Annotated in this window: 16 protein-coding genes and 1 tRNA gene; 7 read left to right on the plus strand and 10 right to left on the minus strand. The window is 67.8% G+C overall.

Annotated features, from left to right (window positions below):
• Positions 1–3: 3 nt before the first annotated feature.
• From GIY56_RS02825 to GIY56_RS02860, 8 genes are all read right to left on the minus strand, one after another.
• On the minus strand, positions 4–798 hold the full coding sequence (locus GIY56_RS02825; protein ID WP_154763284.1) for a class II glutamine amidotransferase: 795 nt from the start codon (positions 796–798) through the stop codon (positions 4–6).
• 64 nt (positions 799–862) lie between these two features.
• On the minus strand, positions 863–1,162 hold the full coding sequence (locus GIY56_RS02830) for a DUF1330 domain-containing protein (RefSeq protein ID WP_154763285.1): 300 nt from the start codon (positions 1,160–1,162) through the stop codon (positions 863–865).
• Positions 1,159–3,816 (minus strand): alanine--tRNA ligase, encoded by a 2,658-nt coding sequence (alaS, locus tag GIY56_RS02835; protein ID WP_154763286.1) that lies wholly within the window; start codon positions 3,814–3,816, stop codon positions 1,159–1,161. The genes GIY56_RS02830 and alaS overlap by 4 nt, the downstream gene beginning before the upstream one ends.
• 181 nt (positions 3,817–3,997) lie before the next feature.
• Positions 3,998–5,074 (minus strand): recombinase RecA, encoded by a 1,077-nt coding sequence (recA, locus tag GIY56_RS02840; RefSeq protein ID WP_154763287.1) that lies wholly within the window; start codon positions 5,072–5,074, stop codon positions 3,998–4,000.
• Positions 5,075–5,255: 181 nt separating this feature from the next.
• Positions 5,256–7,277: a hybrid sensor histidine kinase/response regulator gene (locus tag GIY56_RS02845; RefSeq protein ID WP_230312232.1), complete on the minus strand. Its 2,022-nt coding sequence runs from the start codon at positions 7,275–7,277 to the stop codon at positions 5,256–5,258.
• Between the two features lie 143 nt (positions 7,278–7,420).
• Positions 7,421–8,563, minus strand: a complete 1,143-nt coding sequence (locus GIY56_RS02850) for an RsmB/NOP family class I SAM-dependent RNA methyltransferase (RefSeq protein WP_154763289.1) — start codon at positions 8,561–8,563, stop codon at positions 7,421–7,423.
• A 6-nt stretch (positions 8,564–8,569) separates the two neighbouring features.
• The gene (locus tag GIY56_RS02855; RefSeq protein WP_154763290.1) at positions 8,570–9,739 is read right to left on the minus strand and encodes a nucleotide sugar dehydrogenase; all 1,170 of its coding nucleotides are present in this window, start codon (positions 9,737–9,739) and stop codon (positions 8,570–8,572) included.
• A gap of 63 nt (positions 9,740–9,802) precedes the next feature.
• Positions 9,803–9,889 (minus strand) — tRNA-Leu (locus GIY56_RS02860).
• Positions 9,890–9,992: 103 nt separating this feature from the next.
• Here GIY56_RS02860 and lipB point away from each other — a divergent pair.
• The 5 genes from lipB (at position 9,993) to GIY56_RS02885 (ending at position 14,053) form a co-directional block, all read left to right on the plus strand.
• Complete coding sequence (lipB, locus tag GIY56_RS02865; protein WP_154763291.1) at positions 9,993–10,637, plus strand: lipoyl(octanoyl) transferase LipB; 645 nt, start codon at positions 9,993–9,995, stop codon at positions 10,635–10,637.
• 103 nt (positions 10,638–10,740) lie between these two features.
• Positions 10,741–11,166 (plus strand): c-type cytochrome, encoded by a 426-nt coding sequence (locus GIY56_RS02870; RefSeq protein ID WP_154763292.1) that lies wholly within the window; start codon positions 10,741–10,743, stop codon positions 11,164–11,166.
• Positions 11,167–11,302: 136 nt separating this feature from the next.
• Positions 11,303–11,740, plus strand: a complete 438-nt coding sequence (locus tag GIY56_RS02875; protein ID WP_154763293.1) for a universal stress protein — start codon at positions 11,303–11,305, stop codon at positions 11,738–11,740.
• Between the two features lie 142 nt (positions 11,741–11,882).
• On the plus strand, positions 11,883–13,559 hold the full coding sequence (locus GIY56_RS02880) for a cytochrome c oxidase subunit I (protein ID WP_154763294.1): 1,677 nt from the start codon (positions 11,883–11,885) through the stop codon (positions 13,557–13,559).
• Positions 13,559–14,053: a DUF2244 domain-containing protein gene (locus tag GIY56_RS02885; RefSeq protein ID WP_154763295.1), complete on the plus strand. Its 495-nt coding sequence runs from the start codon at positions 13,559–13,561 to the stop codon at positions 14,051–14,053. The genes GIY56_RS02880 and GIY56_RS02885 overlap by 1 nt, the downstream gene beginning before the upstream one ends.
• Positions 14,054–14,071: 18 nt before the next feature.
• Here the strand turns inward: GIY56_RS02885 and GIY56_RS02890 are convergent, their stop codons facing one another.
• Complete coding sequence (locus GIY56_RS02890; protein ID WP_154763296.1) at positions 14,072–14,533, minus strand: GatB/YqeY domain-containing protein; 462 nt, start codon at positions 14,531–14,533, stop codon at positions 14,072–14,074.
• Between the two features lie 130 nt (positions 14,534–14,663).
• Here GIY56_RS02890 and carA point away from each other — a divergent pair, with 130 nt between their 5' ends.
• A complete protein-coding gene (gene carA, locus GIY56_RS02895; protein WP_154763297.1) occupies positions 14,664–15,815 on the plus strand; it encodes a glutamine-hydrolyzing carbamoyl-phosphate synthase small subunit in 1,152 nt (383 codons plus the stop codon).
• A gap of 54 nt (positions 15,816–15,869) precedes the next feature.
• Positions 15,870–17,930, plus strand: a complete 2,061-nt coding sequence (locus GIY56_RS02900; RefSeq protein WP_154763298.1) for a glycosyltransferase — start codon at positions 15,870–15,872, stop codon at positions 17,928–17,930.
• Here GIY56_RS02900 and GIY56_RS02905 read toward each other — a convergent pair.
• On the minus strand, positions 17,927–20,725 hold the full coding sequence (locus tag GIY56_RS02905) for a [protein-PII] uridylyltransferase family protein (RefSeq protein ID WP_154763299.1): 2,799 nt from the start codon (positions 20,723–20,725) through the stop codon (positions 17,927–17,929). The two genes, GIY56_RS02900 and GIY56_RS02905, sit on opposite strands and share 4 nt — an antisense overlap.
• Positions 20,726–20,755 lie beyond the last annotated feature (30 nt).

Genomic DNA, 20,755 nt, shown 5'->3' on the forward strand with positions numbered 1-20,755 from the left:
GGATCAGGCCGCGCGCGCCTGCGCCTGCGGCAGGAAGGGTTCGACCGTGACGCTGCCCCCGTCGAAGATGCAGAAGCTGCCGGGCGGCACCTCGGTCCAGTCGTCTTCCTCGGTTTCCAGCGGCTCGGACACCACGGCGCGCCCGTTCCGGGTCCGGGACCAGCGGTGGAACAGGCTGGGCGCCTGGTCATCGCTGGCATGGCGGATCGCATAAAGCCGCCGCCCGTCCGAAAACGCGCAGGCCGCCCGCACGAAAGGCGCGCTGCCGCGCCGCATCGCCAGATCGGTCAACCGCGCCACCGCCCGTTCCATTGCCCCCTTGGGATCACGGTCCAACCCCTCGCCCAAGGCGATCAGGAACAGCGCCTCGCTGTCGGTGGCGCCCTTGCGGTGGGGATAAAGGTCGTCCGGGATCATCACGTCGGCGTCCCGGCGGAACGCGTCATAGCCGCCGAACTGCCCATTGTGCATGAAGGACCAGCGGCCCGACACGAAGGGATGGCAGTTGTTGCGGCTGGTCGCCGTCCCGGTGGATGCGCGGACATGCGCCATGAACAGGCCCGACCGGACCTGCGCCACCAGGCTGTGCAGGTTCGGATCCGACCAGGCGGGCATCACGTCGCGGTAAAGCCCGGGTTCCGGGCGTTCGCCATACCAGGCAAGGCCAAAGCCATCGGCGTTGACCGGCGTATGACAGCGCCGCGCCCCCTGGCTTTGCCGGATCAGCGAATGATCGGGACGGCTGACGATGTCTTCAAGAAAGATCGGTTGGCCCACATAGGCGGCCCAACGGCACATGACCCTGTCCCTTCGTGTTTCTGTCTATGCGTCAGAAATACCACGAAAGGATGACAAAGACAGCCTATTCCGCAGGCGCGGGCGTTTCCTCGACGATCACGAGGTCGCGTTCGGACGCGCCCTTGGCAGGGGCCAGCGCCGCCTGATAGTCGCTGCTGTCATAGCAGGCAACGGCGGCGTCAAAGCTAGGAAAGCGCGCGACCACGTTGCGGGAACGGTCGTTGCCCTCCATCTGCCGGTAACGTCCGCCCCGCACCAGGAAAACCCCGCCATGCGCGGCAATCGCCGGACCGGCGGCCTGCGCGTATTTCGCGTAAGCCTCGGGGTCGGTGACGGTCACGTGGGCAATCCACAGCGCGGTCATGCCGTTTCCTCGATCAGTTTCTCGACTTCGGCAATGGCACTGTCGGCAGCCGCCAGGCTGGGCGCGCCGCCCTGCGCGCGGTCGGGCCTGCCGCCGCCGCCCTTGCCGCCCAGTGCTGCGGTCGCGGTCTGCACCAGCGTCACCGCGCTGATCCGGTCCACCAGATCCGCCGTCACGCCCGCGGCGACCGTGGCCTTGCCCTCGGCCTCGGCCAGGACCAGCACTGCCCCGCTGCCCAGTTGCGACTTCATCTCATCGACCAGGGCGCCCAGGTCCTTGCCGCCCACGCCCTCGACCCGGCGGCCGATGAACTTGACGCCGCCGATGTCCTTGGCCGCCTGCGCCTGTCCGCCGCCCATGGCAAGCTGGCGCTTGAGCTGCGCGACCTCGTTGGCCAACGCCTTACGTTCCTCGGCCAGCGTCTTGACGCGGTTCACGACATCGCCTGCCTGCGCCTTGAGGATACCGGCGATTTCCGACAACTGGTTGTCGGAATGGCGCAGATAGGCCAGGGCCTCCTGCCCGGTCAACGCCTCGATTCGCCGGACACCCGCACTGGAGGCGCTGTCGCCCAGCAGGGCGAAGGCCCCGATGTCGCCCGTGCGCGCGACATGGGTGCCGCCGCAAAGCTCCAGCGAATAGGTCTGGCCGTCCGCGCCCTTGCCGCTGTCGGGCAACTGGCCCATGGAAACCACCCGCACCTCGTCGCCGTACTTCTCGCCGAACAGCGCCTGCGCCCCCAGACCGCGCGCGTCGTCCGGCGTCATGATGCGCGTTTCCACCGGGCTGTTCTGGCGGATGAACTCGTTCACCTCGGCCTCGACCCGGGCCAGTTCGTCGGGGGACACCGCGCTGTTGTGGCTGAAGTCGAAGCGCAGGCGATCCGGCGCGTTCAGGCTGCCGCGTTGGGCCACATGATCGCCCAACGCGCGGCGCAGCGCCTCGTGCAGCAGGTGCGTGGCGGAATGGTTGGCGCGGATGGCGCTGCGGCGGGCGTGATCGACCGACAGCGTCGCCCCCTGCCCACGGCTGATGGTGCCCAGCGTCACCTCGGCCACGTGCAGGAACACGCCCGCGACCTTGCGGGTGTCGGTCACGCGGGCCGCGCCGGTTTCGGTCTTGATGAGGCCGGTGTCGCCCACCTGCCCGCCGGATTCGGCGTAGAAGGGCGACTGGTTCACGACCAGGGAGACGGTCTGCCCCTCGGTCGCCTGCCCCACGTCGGCGCCGTCCGCGACCACGGCGAGGATCTGGCCTTCGGCCTCCTCGGTGTCATAGCCCAGGAACTCGGTCGCGCCGTGCCTTTCGGCCAGCTCGAACCAGATGGCGGCGTCCTTCGATTCGCCCGAACCCGACCAGGCCGCGCGGGCCTTGGCCTTCTGCTCGGCCATGGCGGCGTCGAAACCGGCAGTGTCGACCGACCGGCCCTGCTCGCGCAGCGCATCCTGGGTCAGGTCCAGCGGGAAGCCATAGGTGTCATAAAGCTTGAACGCGGCCTCACCGGGCAGGTTCGCCCCTTCGGGCAGGCGCGCCAGTTCGTCGTCCAGCAGCCGCAGCCCGCGGTCGAGCGTCTGGCGGAAACGGCTTTCCTCGCTGCGCAGGGTTTCCTCGATCAGGGCCTGGGCGCGGGTCAGTTCAGGGTATGCCGCGCCCATCTGGCGGACCAGGGCGGGCACCAGCTTGTGCATGACCGGATCCTGCGCCCCCAGCATGTGCGCGTGCCGCATCGCCCGGCGCATGATCCGGCGCAGGACATAGCCGCGCCCTTCGTTCGAGGGCATCACCCCGTCCGCGATCAGGAAGCTGGTCGATCGCAGGTGGTCGGCGATCACCCGGTGATGGACCTTGCCCGGCCCGTCGGGATCGGCGCTGGTCGCGTGGGCGCTGGCCTCGATCAGGCTGCGCATCAGGTCGGTGTCGTAATTGTCGTGCTTGCCCTGCAAAAGCGCGCCGATCCGTTCCAGGCCCATGCCGGTGTCGATCGACTGCATGTCCAGCGCGCGCATGGACCCGTCCTCGAACTGCTCGTTCTGCATGAAGACGAGGTTCCAGATCTCGATGAAGCGGTCGCCGTCCTCGTCCGCAGACCCCGGAGGGCCGCCCCAGATATGGTCGCCGTGGTCATAGAAGATCTCGGTGCAGGGGCCGCAGGGGCCGGTCGGGCCCATCTGCCAGAAGTTGTCGCTGGTCGGGATGCGGATGATCCGGTCGTCGGTCAGGCCCGCGACCTTCTTCCAGATGTTCGCCGCCTCGTCGTCGGTGTGATAGACCGTGACCAGCAGCTGGTCCTTGGGGATGCCGAAATCCTTGGTCAGCAATTCCCAGGCATAGGGGATCGCCTGTTCCTTGAAGTAGTCGCCGAAGCTGAAATTGCCCAGCATCTCGAAAAAGGTGTGGTGGCGCGCGGTGTAACCCACGTTGTCCAGGTCGTTGTGCTTGCCGCCCGCGCGCACGCATTTCTGCGCGGTCGTGGCGCGCTTGTAGTCGCGGGTTTCCACCCCGGTGAACAGGTTCTTGAACTGCACCATGCCCGAGTTGGTGAACATCAGCGTCGGGTCGTTGCGCGGCACCAGGGGCGAGCTGTCCACGACGCGATGGCCGTTGCGTTCAAAGAAGCTCAGGAACGTCGAGCGGATGTCGTTCAGTGTGGGCATGGTGGGCCTTCGCGTTCTGGTGGCGCGGCCGGGGATACGCGCGCGGGGTTTGCGAATGATCTATAACCCGCGGCCTGCCCTGTCCAGCAATCGCCGCAAGGGCCGACGCGCGGGCGGCCCCGAGCAAAGGAAAACGCGCGGACAAGCCTGCCCGCGCGTTTGAAAGGTCATGCCTGGCCGATCATTCCTCGGTCAGGCTGTCGTCTTCGCTTTCGCCGCCCGCCACCGCGAATTCTAGGCCGTGGCTTGCGCGGATCTTGTCCTCGATCGCCGCGGCCTTTTCGGGGTTGTCGCGCAGGAACTGCTTGGCATTCTCGCGGCCCTGGCCGATGCGCTCGTCGCCATAGGAATACCAGGCGCCCGACTTCTCGACCACGCCGGCCTTCACGCCCAGGTCGATCAGCTCGCCCACCTTGCTGATGCCTTCGCCATACATGATGTCGAATTCCACCTGCCGGAAGGGAGGTGCCACCTTGTTCTTGACGACCTTCACGCGGGTGGCGTTGCCGATCACCTCGTCGCGGTCCTTGACGGCGCCGGTGCGGCGGATGTCCAGGCGGACCGAGGCATAGAATTTCAGCGCGTTGCCGCCCGTCGTGGTTTCCGGGTTTCCGAACATCACGCCGATCTTCATGCGGATCTGGTTGATGAAGATCACCATGCAGTTCGACCGCCCGATGGAGGCCGTCAGCTTGCGCATCGCCTGGCTCATCAGACGGGCCTGAGAACCCATCTGCATGTCGCCCATGTCGCCTTCGATTTCCGACTTGGGCGTCAGCGCCGCGACCGAATCGACCACGACCAGGCTGACCGCGCCGGACCGCACCAGCGTATCGACGATTTCCAGCGCCTGTTCGCCCGTGTCGGGCTGCGAGATCAGCAGCTCGTCCAGGTTCACGCCCAGCTTGCGGGCATACAGCGGATCCAGCGCGTGTTCCGCGTCCACGAAGGCGCAAACGCCGCCCTTCTTCTGTTCCTCGGCCACGACATGCAGCGTCAGCGTGGTTTTCCCCGAGCTTTCCGGGCCGAAGATTTCGATGATCCGGCCCTTGGGCAGGCCGCCGATGCCAAGCGCGATGTCCAGGCCCAGCGACCCGGTCGAGGTTGACTCGATCTCGGCCACGGGGTTGTCCTTGCCCAGCTTCATGATCGAACCCTTGCCGAACTGGCGTTCGATCTGGGCCAGGGCGCTGTCGAGCGCCTTCTGCTTGTCCGCGCTGCGCTTGTCGTTCATGTCGAAGATGCTCGCCTGTGCCATATCGTCCTTACCGTTATTTCACAGCCCGGCCGATACAGCAATCTGCCGGCCACGGGAGGTTGATGTTCACTTCTTGTTCCTGTCCCTAGATGCGTGTTCACCGCCGGTTTTTCAAGCGCAATCCCCTGGGAAGAATCACGTTTTCTTAACCAGTTTGCCCCCCGAACGGTTAACAAACCGTTCACGCATCCAGGCGGCGCGGCGGACCCTGCAACTGGCGGGCGACGCATTGCGCCAGTTCGTTCAGCGTGAAGGGCTTGGCCAGGAAGGTGGCATTGGGGATGGGGTCGTGGCCTTCGCCGAAGATGTCCTCGGTATAGCCCGACATGAAGATCACCTTGGTGCCGGGCCGCTCCTGCAAGGCCGCGCGGACCCAGCTTGGCCCGTCCATGCCGGGCATGACCACGTCGGTGACGAAGATGTCCACGGCCAGCGTTCCGTCCAGCAGCGACAGCGCCTCCTCGGCGCTTGCGGCCTCGTGGACCTCGTAGCCCTTGAGCCGCAGGGCGCGGGCGGCGAAGGCGCGGACCGGGGCCTCGTCCTCGACCAGCAGGACGGTGGCGCGGCGTTCGGGCTGCGGGACGGGGGCCACCGCGGGCGCCGGGCGCGGCGCGGGCTGCATCCCGGCCTGCGCGGGGAAGTAGAGCGAGAAGCAGGTGCCGCGGCCCAGTTCGCTGTCGCAGAAGATATAGCCGCCCGTCTGCTTCACGATGCCGTAGGCGGTGGATAGGCCCAGGCCGGTCCCCTCGCCCACGCGCTTGGTGGTGAAGAACGGCTCGAAAATCTTGTCGCGCAGCGCGGGGTCGATGCCGCAGCCCTCGTCGGTGACGCGGATGCGCAGGTAGTCCCCCTGGGGCAGCGAGACCTTGCCGCGCGCGCCGTCGCCGCCGATGGTCGTCACGTCGGTGCGGATCTCGATGTTGCCGCCCGCGGGCATGGCGTCTCGGGCGTTGACGACAAGGTTCATGATGACCTGCTCCAGCTGGCGTTTGTCGGCGCGGATGGCGCGCAAGGCGGAATCGTGGGCGATGGTCAGCGTGACCTTTTCGCCCACCAGGCGGTTCAGAAGATGGGTCAGATCCGCCAGCACGTCGCGCGGATCCAGGGTTTCCAGCTTCAGCTGCTGGCGGCGCGAGAAGGCCAGAAGCTGGCCCACCAGCGCGGCGGCGCGGTTGGCGTTCTGGCCGATCTGGTCCAGGTCGGCATAATCCGGGTCGCCCTTGTCATGGCGCAGCATCAGAAGGTCGCAATGGCCCCGGATGGCCGTCAGCAGGTTGTTGAAGTCATGCGCGACGCCCCCCGCCAGCTGGCCGATGGCCTGCATCTTCTGGCTTTGCACGAACTGCGCTTCCAAGGTCTTCAGCGCGCTAGCGTCGTTCAGCACCGCGATCACGCCCGGCTGTTCCACCGGGTCGATGGCCAGCGTGACCTGGAAATGCTGTTCCCGGGCCGCGTCGTCGGGGACGCGCAGGCGCAGCACCTCGGCCCGGCCATCGGTGCGCCGCGCCGCATGGGTTTCGGCGATCCATTCCCCCGCAGGCCGGCCGGGACCGTCCAGCAGGCTGCCGACATGCACCGGGTCGGGTCCCTCGGGCAGGCTGTCGCCCAGAAGGCGCCGGGCCGCGGCATTGGCGCGGCGGATATAGCCGTTCGGCGCGATGCGCAGCAAGGCGACCGGGATCGCCTCGAAATCGTCGGGGGCTTCTTCCTCGTCCTCGACGACGGGGGTGGGCGCGGGACTGCCCCGGCGGTGATAGGACCAGATCTGGAGGGGCGCATCCTCGGCCCGGCTCAGCGTCAGCGTATCGCCCGAGGCCAGCGACAGGTCCGCGCAGCCCGCATAGCCCGCGCGGCGCACCAAACCCTCCATGTCCGGGACCGCATCGGCCCGCAGGCCGGACACCAGCCGCAGGATGTTCTGCCCGGCGATGTCGCCGAAGCCCGTGCGCGAGGCATCGTTCTGCAGCATCACCAGCCCGTCGGAATCGCAGATCCAGACCGGATCGGGCGCGGCCGTGACCTCGTGCCGGATTGACGCCAGCGCCCGCCGCACGGCCAGCCGGTCCAGCACGTAGCCCAGCGAGATCACGCCCCCCAGGATATACCAGGCCACCGCGATGGTCCCGATCACCAGGGCCAGCGCGCCATAGCCGCTTTGCGGCGCGACCAGGGCGATGACGGCCGCGATGACGACCGGAAACATCAGCAAGGGCAAGGCCATCGCGGCATTTCGCGACAAGGTTGACTGCGTATCCCCCAAGACCATGCGCCGAGTCCCTTTTCTGTTCCTCCAGAGGCTCGATACCGCCAAAGCCCTTAAGATAGCGTTAATGACGGCGCGCGGCCTCATTGGCGGGTCAGCACGGACAGGAAGAAACCGTCCCCGGCATCGAGGGGGGTCCAGAGATGGCGCGAAACCTGCCGGAAGTCCGGGTGATCGCGCAGGAAGGCCGTCACCTGCCCGTCGTTTTCGGGATCGAGGACGGAACAGGTCATGTAGGCCAGGTGCCTGCCCGGCGGGACATGCCGCGCGGCCTTGCGCAGGATTTCCGCCTGCAACGCGACCAGATCGCGCAGCGCGGCCTCGGTCAGGCGCCATTTCGCATCGGGGGTCCGCCGCCATGTGCCCGACCCCGAACAGGGCGCATCGACGATCACCAGGTCGAAGCGGCCCGCCGGATCGGCCTCCAGCCGCACCTTGACCCCCGCCCGTTCGGCCCGCTGCGGCAGATCGCGCATCCGGGCGGGATCGGCGTCGTGCGCCACCAGCACCAGGCCCTTGGCCCGCGCGGCCACGGCCAGCGTCTTGCCGCCCCCGCCCGCGCAGTAATCCAGGACGCGCATCCCCGGCGCCACCGGCAGGGCGGCGCAGGCCAGTTGCGGCGACAGGTCCTGCAACTCGACCAGTCCGTCGCGATAGGCGCGGCCTTGCGACAGGCGGCGCTCGTTTTCCGTCACCCGCAGGGCGGTGGCCAGGCGCGGGTCCGGCGTGGCGGCGATGCCGTTCTCGGCCAGGGCGCGGAGGGCCTCGGCAGGCGTGGCCTTGAGCGTGTTGACGCGCAGCCAGACCGGCGCCCGTTGCCGCAGCGCCGCCGCGACGGCATCGGCATCAGCGCCCAGCGAGTTGTTCCACAAGGGGGCAAGCCAGTCCGGGATGTCGGAAACCTCACCGGCCGAACCGGTCCCCTCGCCTGCAGCCAAGGGCACGGGGGCATGACCCTCGCCCGTGAACAGCCCGGCCGGATCGCCCCCGGCAGCGCGCAACCCGCCGATCATCAGCCCGCGCCCGGTCAGCGCGCCACCAAGTGCTGCATGGCTGTTGCGGCAGCGCAGCGCGTCGAAGACCAGGTCGCGCACCGCCGCCCGGTCGCCCGACCCCGCGAAGCGGCTGGCGCGCGACCAGCGCAGCAGCGCCTGTTCGGCGGGCTGGCCCGCAAGGATCAGGTCCAGGACCTCGACCGCGGCGGATATGCGGGCACCCGGCGTCATCCGCGCCTAGATGTCGCGCTGCAGCAGGTCGCGGGTGAACAGCTTGTCCGCGACATCGGCCAGGTCGTCGTGGCGGCGGTTGGCGATGATCAGGTCCGATTTGGCCTTGAACGCCCCCAGGTCGCGTTCGACCGGCGAGTGGAAGAAGTGATCCGTTTGCAAGGCAGGCTCGTAGACGATGCAGGAAATGCCCTTGGCCTTGATCCGCTTCATGATCCCCTGGATGGCGCTGTCGCGGAAATTGTCCGAGCCTTCCTTCATCACCAGCCGATAGACCCCGACCGTCCGCGGGTTCCGCGCGATGATCTGTTCGGCGATGAAGTCCTTGCGCGTGCGGTTCGAATCGACGATGGCCGCGATCAGGTTCTGCGGGACCAGGGAATAGTTCGCCAGCAGCTGCTTGGTGTCCTTGGGCAGGCAATAGCCGCCATAACCGAAGGAAGGGTTGTTGTAGTAGTCGCCCACCCGCGGATCCAGCGAGACGCCCCGGATGATCGCGTGCGGATCCAGGCCATGCGTCAGGGCATAGCTGTCCAACTCGTTGAAATAGGCGACGCGCATGGCCAGGAAGGTATTGGCGAACAGCTTGATCGCCTCGGCCTCGGTCGAATCGGTAAACAGGACCGGCACGTCCGGGGACAGGGCGCCCTGGACCAGCAGGCCGGCAAAGCGGCGCGCGGCCTCTCCCTTGTCGCCCACCACGATCCGGCTGGGATGAAGGTTGTCGTGCAAGGCCAGCCCTTCGCGCAGGAACTCGGGCGAGAAGATGATGCCGTCAAAGCCGGTGCTGGCCCGCATCCGGCTGGTGAAGCCGACCGGCACCGTGGACTTGACGATGATCGGCGTCGCGGGGGCGTGCTGGCGGGCAAGGGCGATCACCGCCTCGACCGAGGTGGTGTCAAAGCCGTTGGTGCGCGGGTCATAGTTCGTGGGCGTGGCGACGATCACGAAGTCCGCGCCTTCCAGCGCCTGCGCGGGATCGGTCGTGGCGGTCAGGTCAAGATCGCGCTCGGCCAGGAAGCGGGTGATGTCGGCATCCTCGATGGGGCTTTGGCGGGCCTTGACGGCAGCGACCCTGCCCTTGTCGATGTCCAGCGCGACGACCGTGGACTGCTGCGCCAGCAGCACCGCATTCGAAAGGCCGACATAGCCCAGGCCGACAACGGCAATCTTCATAACACCCTCATTCGCAACGGGCCTTGTGCCCGGTTTTGCCGCAATGACAGTGTCAGGAAAAGATGGTGCGGTCGAGAAGACTCGAACTTCCACTCCGGTTAAGGAACAGCGACCTCAACGCTGCGCGTCTACCAATTCCGCCACGACCGCATCCGGGCAGTGCGGCGGGTCATAGCCGAGGCGCCATGGATTGAAAAGGGGGATTCTGAAACCCCCGCTTGACGGCGCGCCGCGGGCGGGCCAGACCGCGCGCATGGTGGACTGGATCACGGCAGACGGGCTGACCGATTACGACGCGGCCGTGGCCTTCATGGAGGCGCGGGTGGCCGCGATCCATGCGGGGACTGCGGACGAGGCCGTGTGGCTGGTCGAACACCCGCCGCTTTACACCGCGGGCACCAGCGCCCGGGACGGCGACCTGCTGGACGCGCGCTTTCCGGTGCATGTGGCCGGGCGGGGCGGGCAATACACCTATCACGGGCCGGGCCAGCGAATCGTCTATGTCATGCTGGACCTGAACCGGCGCGGGCGCGACGTGCGCGCCTTTGTCGCCCGGCTGGAAGCCTGGATCATCGCCGTGCTGGCCGAATTCGGCGTGACGGGCGTGATCCGCGAAGGGCGCGTCGGTGTCTGGGTGCCGCGCCCCGACAAGGCGCCCCTGCCCGACGGCAGCATCCGCGACGACAAGATCGCGGCCATCGGTGTCAAGCTGCGCCGCTGGGTCAGCTTTCACGGCATCGCGGTCAATGTCGAACCCGACCTGTCCCATTACAACGGCATCGTGCCCTGCGGAATCAGCGGCCACGGCATCACCAGCCTGGTCGATCTGGGCCTGCCCGTGGGCATGGCCGACCTGGACGTGGCGCTGCGCCGGCAGTTCGATGCAACCTTCGGCTGACTTCCTTGTTCTGGCTGCGACCTTCTGACGGCTGGCAAATGCCCGCCGCGGGCTTATGTAGATCTGTTGGGAACTCCAGTTTCTTGGACGAGCGAGGAAAAGAATGAAGATTGCGATCATTGGCGCCCTGATGGGTGCAGCCCTGGCCATGCCCGCATTGGCACAGGACGGCGACGCCGCCACCGGCGAAAAGGAATTCCGCAAGTGCAAGGCCTGCCACATGATCCAGTCGCCCGAGGGCGAGGACATCGTGAAGGGCGGCGCCACCGGGCCGAACCTGTACGGCGTCGTGGGCCGCCCGGCGGGCAGCCAGGAGGGATACAAGTATTCCGAGGCGCTGATCGCGCTGAAGGATTCGGGCGAGGTCTGGACGGTCGAGGATCTGGCCGCCTATGTCACCGATCCCAACAAGTTCGTGCAGGAAAAGACCGGCGACACCTCGGCGCGCACGAAGATGACCTTCAAGCTGAACAAGAACCAGGCCGACATCGCGGCCTATCTGGCCAGCGCCTCGCCCGCGGCCCAGTGACGGCCTGACGCTTCCTGCAACGGGCCGGTCCTTCGGATCGGCCCGTTTGATTTGGATCATTCTGCCCGGGTGCCAGCCATGGCAGGCTTCCGTCGCAACCGGACCGCAGGGGCGGATCCACAGCGATGGAGGGGCAATGTTCAAGCATATCCTGATCCCGACCGACGGGTCGGAACTGGCAACCCAGGCGGTGGACAAGGGCATCGACCTTGCCGCCGGGACGGGCGCGGCCGTCACGGTCATGACCGTGACCGAACCGTTCCGCATTCTCAGCACGGGTTCGATGCAGGTCGAAAGCACGCGCGCCAGCTATGACGCGGACGCCACTGCGCACGCGGAGCGGATCCTGCAGGCCGCCCGCGCCAAGGCCGAGGCGGCGGGGGTGTCCGTCCAGACCCACCACAAATGGCACGACAGCCCTTACGAGGCGATCATCGACACCGCTCTGGCCGAGGGCTGCGACCTGATCGCCATGGCGTCCCATGGGCGGCGCGGGATGGCGGCGGTGGTGATGGGCAGCCAGGCCACCAAGATCCTGACCCATTCCAAGATCCCGGTGCTGGTGTATCGCTAAGCCCATGGCGGCTGCGCCTGCCACCAAAAGCTGCCGTCCCGGTGCCCTTAGGGCATTGCCGGGTCGGCATCGCTGGTCTAGAACAACCTCAGGGAATTGCCGGTCTGCCGGACCGGATCACTATATCTGAGGGAGTTCGGGTATGGCAGACGCAGCCGTTCATGGCCACGACGACCATCACGACACGCGCGGGTTCTTTACCCGCTGGTTCATGTCCACCAATCACAAGGACATCGGTATCCTTTACCTGTTCACCGCAGGGCTGGTGGGGCTGATCTCGGTCAGCTTCACCGTCTACATGCGGATGGAACTGCAAAATCCGGGCGTGCAGTACATGTGCCTGGAGGGCGCGCGCTTCATCGCAGACGCGGCCGCCGAATGTACCCCGAACGGGCATCTGTGGAACGTGATGATCACCTATCACGGCGTCCTGATGATGTTCTTCGTGGTGATTCCCGCGCTGTTCGGGGGCTTCGGCAACTATTTCATGCCGCTGCACATCGGCGCCCCGGACATGAGCTTTCCGCGCCTGAACAACCTGTCCTACTGGATGTACGTGGCGGGCGTGGCGCTTGGCGTGGCGTCGCTGCTGGCGCCGGGCGGGTCGGACCAGATGGGGTCGGGCGTGGGTTGGGTGCTGTACCCGCCGTTGTCCACGACCGAGGCCGGGTATTCCATGGATCTGGCGATCTTCGCCGTCCACGTCTCGGGCGCGTCCTCGATCCTGGGGTCGATCAACATCATCACCACCTTCCTGAACATGCGCGCGCCGGGCATGACGCTGTTCAAGGTGCCGCTGTTCGCCTGGTCGGTCTTCATCACCGCCTGGCTGATCCTGCTGGCCCTGCCGGTTCTGGCTGGCGCCATCACCATGCTGCTGATGGACCGCAACTTCGGGACGAACTTCTTCAACCCGGCCGGCGGCGGCGACCCGGTGCTGTACCAGCACATCCTGTGGTTCTTCGGCCACCCGGAAGTGTACATCATCATCCTGCCGGGCTTCGGCATCATCAGCCACGTGATCTCGACCTTCGCGAAAAAGCCGATCTTCGGCTATCTGCCGATGGTGCTGGCCATGGCCGCGATCGGCGTGCTGGGCTTCGTGGTCTGGGCGCACCACATGTACACGGTGGGCATGTCGCTGACCCAGCAGTCCTATTTCATGCTGGCCACCATGACCATCGCCGTGCCCACGGGCATCAAGGTCTTCTCGTGGATCGCGACGATGTGGGGCGGCTCGGTCGAGTTCAAGACGCCGATGCTCTGGGCCTTCGGCTTTTTGTTCCTGTTCACCGTGGGCGGCGTGACCGGCGTTGTCCTCAGCCAGGCGCCGCTGGACCGCGTGTATCACGACACCTACTATGTCGTGGCGCATTTCCACTACGTGATGTCGCTGGGCGCGGTCTTCGCGATCTTCGCGGGCGTTTATTACTGGATCGGCAAGATGTCGGGCCGCCAGTATCCGGAATGGGCGGGCAAGCTGCACTTCTGGATGATGTTCATCGGCGCGAACCTGACCTTCTTCCCGCAGCACTTCCTGGGCCGCCAGGGGATGCCGCGCCGTTACATCGACTATCCGGTGGAATTTTCCTACTGGAACTACATCAGTTCGCTGGGCGCCTATCTGTCCTTCGCGTCGTTCCTGTTCTTCATCGGCGTCGTGTTCTACACCCTGTTCGCAGGCAAGCGCGTGACGGAAAACAACTACTGGAACGTCCACGCGGACACGCTGGAATGGACCCTGCCCTCGCCCCCGCCGGAGCATACCTTCGAGCAGCTTCCCAAGCGCGAGGATTGGGACCACGCCCACGGCCACTGATGCCCTATGAATGGACCCAAACGGCCCCGGATCACACCGGGGCCTTATCATATCGGCTGCGGCTCTGGCCCTATCAGTCGCTGCCCCGCCGCGGCTTTGTCTGGTTCATCGGGGTGACGGCGGGCTTCATGGCGCTGCCGGTCGTGGCGATGCTGGGCACGGCGGTGCTGTGGGGACTGTTGCCCTTCGTGCTGCTGGTGATCGGCGGGGTCTGGTATGCGATCCAGCGCAGCTATGCCCAGGGCGAGAGGGCCGAGGAACTGGTGATGGACCGCAAGACCGCCCGGGTATCGCGCCGCGATCCGGGCGGGCGGCTGCGCGAATGGACCACGAACAGTTACTGGTTGCGGGCGACCTTGCGGCGCGGGCCGGTCGAATCCTATCTGACGCTTACCGACGGGCAACGAGAGATCGAGCTGGGCGCCTTCCTGACGCCCGAGGAACGCCGCAGCCTGCACGACGACCTGCAACGGCGGCTGGCCAGCCTGCGCTGACCGGACCGCCAAGCCCCTTCAGTTCAGCAGCCGCGCCTTGACCATCGGCCCCACGGCGCCGAAATCCATCTGCCCCGCGTGCCGGTCGCGCAGTTCCGCCATGACCCGCCCCATGTCGCGGATGCCGGTCGCGCCAAGGGCGGCAATGGCCGCGTCGATGGCCGCCGTGGTTTCGCCCTCCGTCAGCTGCCGGGGCAGGAATTCCTGGATCACGCCGATCTCGGCTTCTTCCTTCTGGGCCAGCTCCAGCCGGCCGCCTTCCTCATAGGCCTTGGCCGATTCCTGGCGCTGCTTGACCATCTTCGACAGGATCGCGATCAGGTCGGCGTCGCCCAGCGTCCCGTCCCCGTCGCCCACCCGCGCCGCGATTTCCCGGTCCTTGATGGCGGCAGAGATCAGGCGCAGCGTGGACAGGCGCGCGCTGTCCTTGGCCTTCATGGCCTCCTTGGTGGCGGCTTGCAGCGTGGCGCGAAGGTCCATGGTCGTCTCCCGGTCGCGAAAGCCTGCGGTCTAGGCCAGTCCCCCCGGCAAATCAAGATGGGGCGATGTCCTTGACCTTGCCCGCCCTGCCCCTTATTCACCGGCAGATTTCAGACAAGGGGTGCCTGCCATGGCCATGAAACCGACCGCCTGCCTTGCGCTTGCCGACGGGACCGTCTTCTACGGCCAGGGCTTCGGCGCCGCCGGAGAGGTCGTGGCCGAGCTGGTCTTCAACACCGCCATGACCGGCTATCAGGAAATCATGACCGATCCCTCCTATGCCAGCCAGATCGTCACCTTCACATTCCCCCATATCGGCAACACCGGCATCACGCCGGAAGACGACGAGGCCCCCGATCCCGTCGCCAGCGGCATCGTCGTCCGCTGGGATCCGACCGATCCGTCGAACTGGCGCGCGGCGGGCGACCTGCCCGGCTGGATGGCCCGGCGCGGCCGCATCGGCATGGGCGGCGTCGATACCCGCCGCCTGACCCGAGCGATCCGCCAGCAGGGTGCGCCCCATGTGGTGCTGGCCCACGACCCCGAGGGCAATTTCGACATCGCCGCCATGGTCGCCCGGGCGCGCGCCTGGACCGGCCTGGTTGGTCTGGATCTGGCCCGCGACGTGACCTGCCGCCAAAGCTATCGCTGGGACCAGGGCGCATGGGAGTGGGGCAAGGGTTTCGGCACCTCGCCTGAACAGAAGCCCTTCAAGGTGGTCGCGCTGGATTACGGCGCGAAACGCAACATCCTGCGGTCCCTGGTGGCCTACGGCGCTGACGTGACCGTGCTGCCCGCCACGGCGACGGCCGAGGAGGTCATGGCCCATGAGCCAGAGGGCGTGTTCCTGTCGAACGGCCCCGGCGATCCGGCGGCGACCGGCGCCTATGCCGTGCCGATGATCCAGGGGCTTCTGGACCGCGACATGCCGATCTTCGGCATCTGCCTGGGCCACCAGATGCTGGCGCTGGCGCTTGGCGCGAAGACGGTGAAGATGGGCCACGGCCATCACGGCGCGAACCATCCCGTGCGCGACACGGAAACCGGCAAGGTCGAGATCACGTCCATGAACCACGGCTTCGCGGTGGACAGCCAGACCCTGCCCGCCGGCGTGATCGAGACCCATGTCAGCCTGTTCGACGGCAGCAATTGCGGCATCCGGGTGCAGGACAAGCCGGTCTTTTCCGTGCAATACCACCCCGAGGCCGCACCGGGACCGCAGGACAGCCTGTATCTGTTCCAGCGGTTCACGGACGCGATGCGCGCGCGCCGGGGGGCTTAACCCCTTCTTAACGGCTTTCGTGCCACCCATGGGCGATCCAAAAGGGAATCGCCCATGGCCAGTCCGCACACTTCAGCCGTTCTGCCCGCTGACGCAGCCGCGCCGACCATGGCGCCCCGCAACCAGGCCCCCCTGGGACAACTGCTGCTGGAAGATGGCGCCGTCGATCCCGGCAACCTGCTGAAGGCCAGCGTGATGCGCGGGCGGCAGGACAGCCGCCTGGGCCAGATCCTGCTGTCCCAAGGCTGGGTCACGCCCGAGGCGCTGTTGCGGGCGCTGACCCGTCAATGGCGCACCACGGCGCTGGACCCCGTGAAAACGCCGGGCGATCCGCGCCTGATCGACGCCCTAGGGGCCGAGTTCTGCCTGGCCAACGCCATCCTGCCCTGGCGGCGCATCGGCGGCGTCACCTGGATCGCCACCGCCCGCCCCGAGGCTTTCGCCGCCCTGATCCCCTCGTTCCCCGCCAGCTTCGGCCAGGTGCGGATGCTTCTGTGCAGCGAGGATCAGGTCCAGGCCGCCGTCCTCGCCGTCCGCCGCATCGCCATGATCCGCCAGGCCGAGATGCGCGTTCCCGCCGCCGAGAGCTGCCGGTCCCGCAACGAGGGGCGCACCGGCCGCATCGCCCTGGGCGCGATGGCGGTTCTTGCACTTGGCCTGTGGCTGGCGCCCGTGGTGATCCTGTCGGTTCTGACGCTGTGGGCGACCGCCTCGTTGCTGGCGCAGAGCGGGCTGAAGCTGCTGGCCTTCCTGTCCAGCCGCCGGATCCTGGCCGAGCAAGGCGAATGGGCCGAGGATCTGGCCCGTGGCAGGGCCAAGCAGCCGGAAATGACGGGACCGCTGCCGGTGATCTCGGTCATGGTGCCGCTGTTCCGCGAAAGCGATGTCGCGGGCAAGCTGGTGGGCCGCCTGTCGCGGCTGGATTACCCGCGCGAACTGACCGACATCCTTCTGGTGATCGAGGCCAGCGACCAGGTCACCCAGAAGGCCTTGCAGGGCGCGCGCCTGCCCGGCTGGATCCGCGTGGTCGAGGTTCCGAACGGCCCGGTCCAGACGAAACCCCGCGCGCTCAACTATGCGCTGAACTTCTGCCGGGGGGCGATCATCGGGGTTTGGGACGCCGAGGACCGGCCCGATCCCGACCAGTTGCACACCGTCGCCCGCCGTTTCCATTTCGCGCCCGCCGACGTGGCCTGCCTGCAAGGCGCGCTGGATTTCTATAATCCGCGCACCAACTGGCTGGCGCGCTGCTTCACCATCGAATACGCGGCCTGGTTCCGGGTGATCCTGCCCGGCGTCGCCCGGCTTGGCCTGGTCGTGCCCTTGGGCGGCACCACGCTGTTCTTCCGCCGCGACGCGCTGGAACAGGTCGGTGCCTGGGACGCCTGGAACGTGACCGAGGACGCCGACCTGGGCGTGCGCCTGGCCCGGCGCGGCTGGCGGACCGAGATCATCGACACCACCACCGACGAGGAGGCGAACTGCCGCGCCCTGCCCTGGATCAAGCAGCGGTCCCGCTGGCTCAAGGGCTATGCGATGACCTGGGGCGTCCACATGCGCGACCCGCGCGCCCTGTGGCGCGAACTGGGGCCGCGCCGCTTCATCGGCTTCCAGATCCAGTTCCTGGGCAGCCTGTCGCAATACCTGCTGGCCCCGATCCTGTGGAGCTTCTGGCTGCTGAGCCTGGGCCTGCCGCACCCGCTGCGCGAGCCGCTGGCCGGGGTCTGGGGCGGTTACGCGATCCCCGCGCTGTTCGGCACCTTCATCGCGTCCGAACTGCTGTCCATCGGCGTCGGCATGTGGGCCGTGCGGGCCGACAAGCACCGCCACCTGATGTATTGGGTGCCCAGCCTGCACCTGTATTTCCCCCTGGGTTGCCTTGCCGGGTGGAAGGCCATCTACGAGGTGGTCGTGAAACCCTTCTATTGGGACAAGACGGCCCATGGCATCTATGACGCTGCCGATGCCGCGGCTCCGGGGCATGATGGCACGGTCGCGGTGCCGCTGCTGGGTCCCATCGGCGAACGCAGGCCGGATGCGGCGCCCGCTGGCGACATCGTGATCGCCGGCGAGGCCGCGACGGCGGCGGTCCCTGCCGTCCGCAAGATTGCCTAGGCGGTGTCCGCCCCGACCGGCAGGGCCGCGTCGATCAGCGCGGCGGCCTCGGTGCAGAAGTCGCGCAGGCGGTCGGCCAGGTCCGCGATCGACTTCGCGCCGCTTTCGCGCAGCAGGAATTCCTGCCCGCCCAGGCCGATCTCGTCCATGTCCAGGGGCTTGGCCGTCAGAAGCCTCCCCGAGGCATGAAGCCGCCACAGGAACCGCCAGATCGAGGCCAGCCGGTCGGCGTCACCGGCGGCGATCAGCCCGGCCCGCCGTCCGGCGCGCAGTTGCGCCAGCGTCCCGCGCGCCGGGTCGCCCGCCCGCAGCGCCAGCGATTGCGCCAGCAGGTCGATGTCCTGCAACCGGCCGGGGCCGACCTTCGCCTCCCACGCGCCGTCCATGGGCTTGGCCGCGAAGATCCGCTCGCGCATGTCGGCCAGGTCGGGCATCACCCGCGGATCAGAGCCGCGCCCGCGCAGCACGGCCAGGCGCAGCGTTTCGATGTCATGCGCCAGAGCCTCGGCCCCCCCGCCCGCCTGGGCCACCACGCGCGCGCGGGTCAGGGCCAGATGCTCCCACGTCCAGGCCTCGGTCATCTGGTAGCTTTCAAAGCTCTGAATCGCGGTCGCCACCGGTCCCTGCCGCCCCGAGGGACGCAGCCGCATGTCCACCTCGTAAAGCCGCCCCTCGGCCGTGGGGGCGGATGCGGCGGTGATCATCGCCTGCGTCAGCCGCGCGTAATAAGGCCGCGCGGCCAGCGGACGCAGCCCGTCCGAGCCGTCGATCCCGTCCGCGTCATAGATCACGATCAGGTCCAGGTCGGATCCGGCGTTCAGCGTGCGCGCGCCCAGCGAACCCATGCCCAGCACCACCGCCCCCCGTCCCGGCGGCGGGCCATGCCTGCGCGCGAATTCGGCGGCGGTGACGGGAAACAGCGCGGCGATGCAGGCGTCGGCGATGTCGGCATACTGGCCCGCGGCCTCGTCCGCGTCGATCAGCCCGCGCAGGTGATGGACGCCCACGCGGAAATGCCATTCATGCGCCCAGCGGCGGGCGGCGTCCAGCGCGGCCTCGTACCCGCCGCCCGGTCCGGCCAGTGCCCCTTGCAGCAATCGGTCGGCATCCGTGCGCAGCCCCTGCACGCCGGGCCAGGGCGAGAAGAAGCTGCCCCCCAGAACCCCGTCCAGCACCGCCGGATGATGCGTCAGATAGGCGGCAAGACCCGGCGCGCTGCCGCAGATATCGACCAGCAGGTCGATCAGTTGCGGATTGGCCTCGAACAGGGAAAAGATCTGCACGCCGGCGGGCAGGCCCGACAGGAAGCCGTCAAAGCGGCTCAGCGCCTCGGTCGGGTGGCCAGTGCGGGCCATGCGCGACAGCAGTTCCGGCTCGACCCGCTTGAAGATCTGCTGGGCGCGGGTGGATCGCAGGGCCGGATAGCCGTTCCAGCGGTCGATGATCGCCTGCGATTGTGGCGATATGCGCGGAGGCGCGGCGGCCCCGCCGGGCGCGAAGAAGCTTTCGGTCAACTCGTGGACATGCTCCAGCCGCGTCCGCAGGCGGGCGGACCAGGCGGTCGCATCCCCCTCGCCCATCATCGCGGCGATCAGCGCCAGCCCGGCCGCCTCCCTGGGCAGGGTGTGGGTCTGGGCGTCGTTCACCATCTGGATGCGGTGTTCGATGTCGCGGTGTTCGCGGTAATGGCCGATCAGCGCGCGGGCCACGTCCGGGGGGATCCAGCCCTTGTCGGCCAGCGCGGCAAGCCCGCCCACCGTGTCGCGCTGGCGCAGGCCGGGGTCGCGCCCGCCCGCGATCAGCTGGCGGGTCTGGGTGAAGAACTCGATCTCGCGGATGCCGCCCCGGCCAAGCTTCATGTTGTGGCCCGGAACCTCCAGCCGCCCGCCCAGGCCCTTGTGGTCGCGGATGCGCAGGCGCATGTCGTGGGCGTCCTGGATCGCGGCGAAATCCAGGTGCTTGCGCCAGACGAAGGGCCGCAGTTCGGCCAGGAAGCGTTCGCCCGCCGCGATGTCGCCTGCCGCCGCGCGGGCCTTGATGAAGGCCGCGCGTTCCCAGGTCCGTCCCTCGGCCTCGTAGTAAGCCAGCGCCGCCGCGGTCGAGATGCAGACCGGCGTGACCGCCGCATCGGGGCGCAGGCGCAGGTCGGTGCGGAAGACATAGCCATGCGCCGTCACCTCGGACAGCATCGCGGCCATCTTGCGGGTCGCCCGGATCAGCACGGCCCGCGCATCCTGCTGGTCGGATCCTGCATAGGCAGTTTCATCGAACAGCACGATCAGGTCGATGTCGGAACTGTAGTTCAACTCGCGCGCGCCGCCCTTGCCCATGGCCAGCGCGACGATCCCGCCCGCATCGGCCTCCGTTTCAGGCAGCTTGCCCCGGCGGCGTTCCTGCGCGACATGGACCCGCAGGGCCAGATCGACGGCCCGGTCGGCAAGGTCGGACAGCGCGCCCGTCACCCGCTCCAGCGGCCAGACGCCGCCCAGGTCGGCCAAGGCGGTGAAAAGGGCGACCCGGCGCTTGGCCCGGCGCAGGGCAATGGCCAGATCGTCCGGCCCGAGGTCCTGGAACCCCGCCGTTTCGCGGGCGACCACGTCGTCATGGTCAAGCGCGCCGGGCAGCCAGTCCGCCTCTTTTTCCAGCAGCCCTGCCAGATAGGGGCTGCACCCCGCCGTCCCGCCGATCAGGGCGGACAGCGCGGGATCCAGGGCCGGGAACAGCGACAGGACATGCCGCGCCCGGTCGGGATCGGCGGCAAGGGGATGGCGGGTGATGCGGGCGGCGAAATCCATGCGCGGCAGGTTAGACAAAGGCCCGGTCCC

The sequence above is a fragment of the Paracoccus lichenicola genome (assembly GCF_009708075.1).
Classification (GTDB): Bacteria; Pseudomonadota; Alphaproteobacteria; order Rhodobacterales; family Rhodobacteraceae; genus Paracoccus; species Paracoccus lichenicola.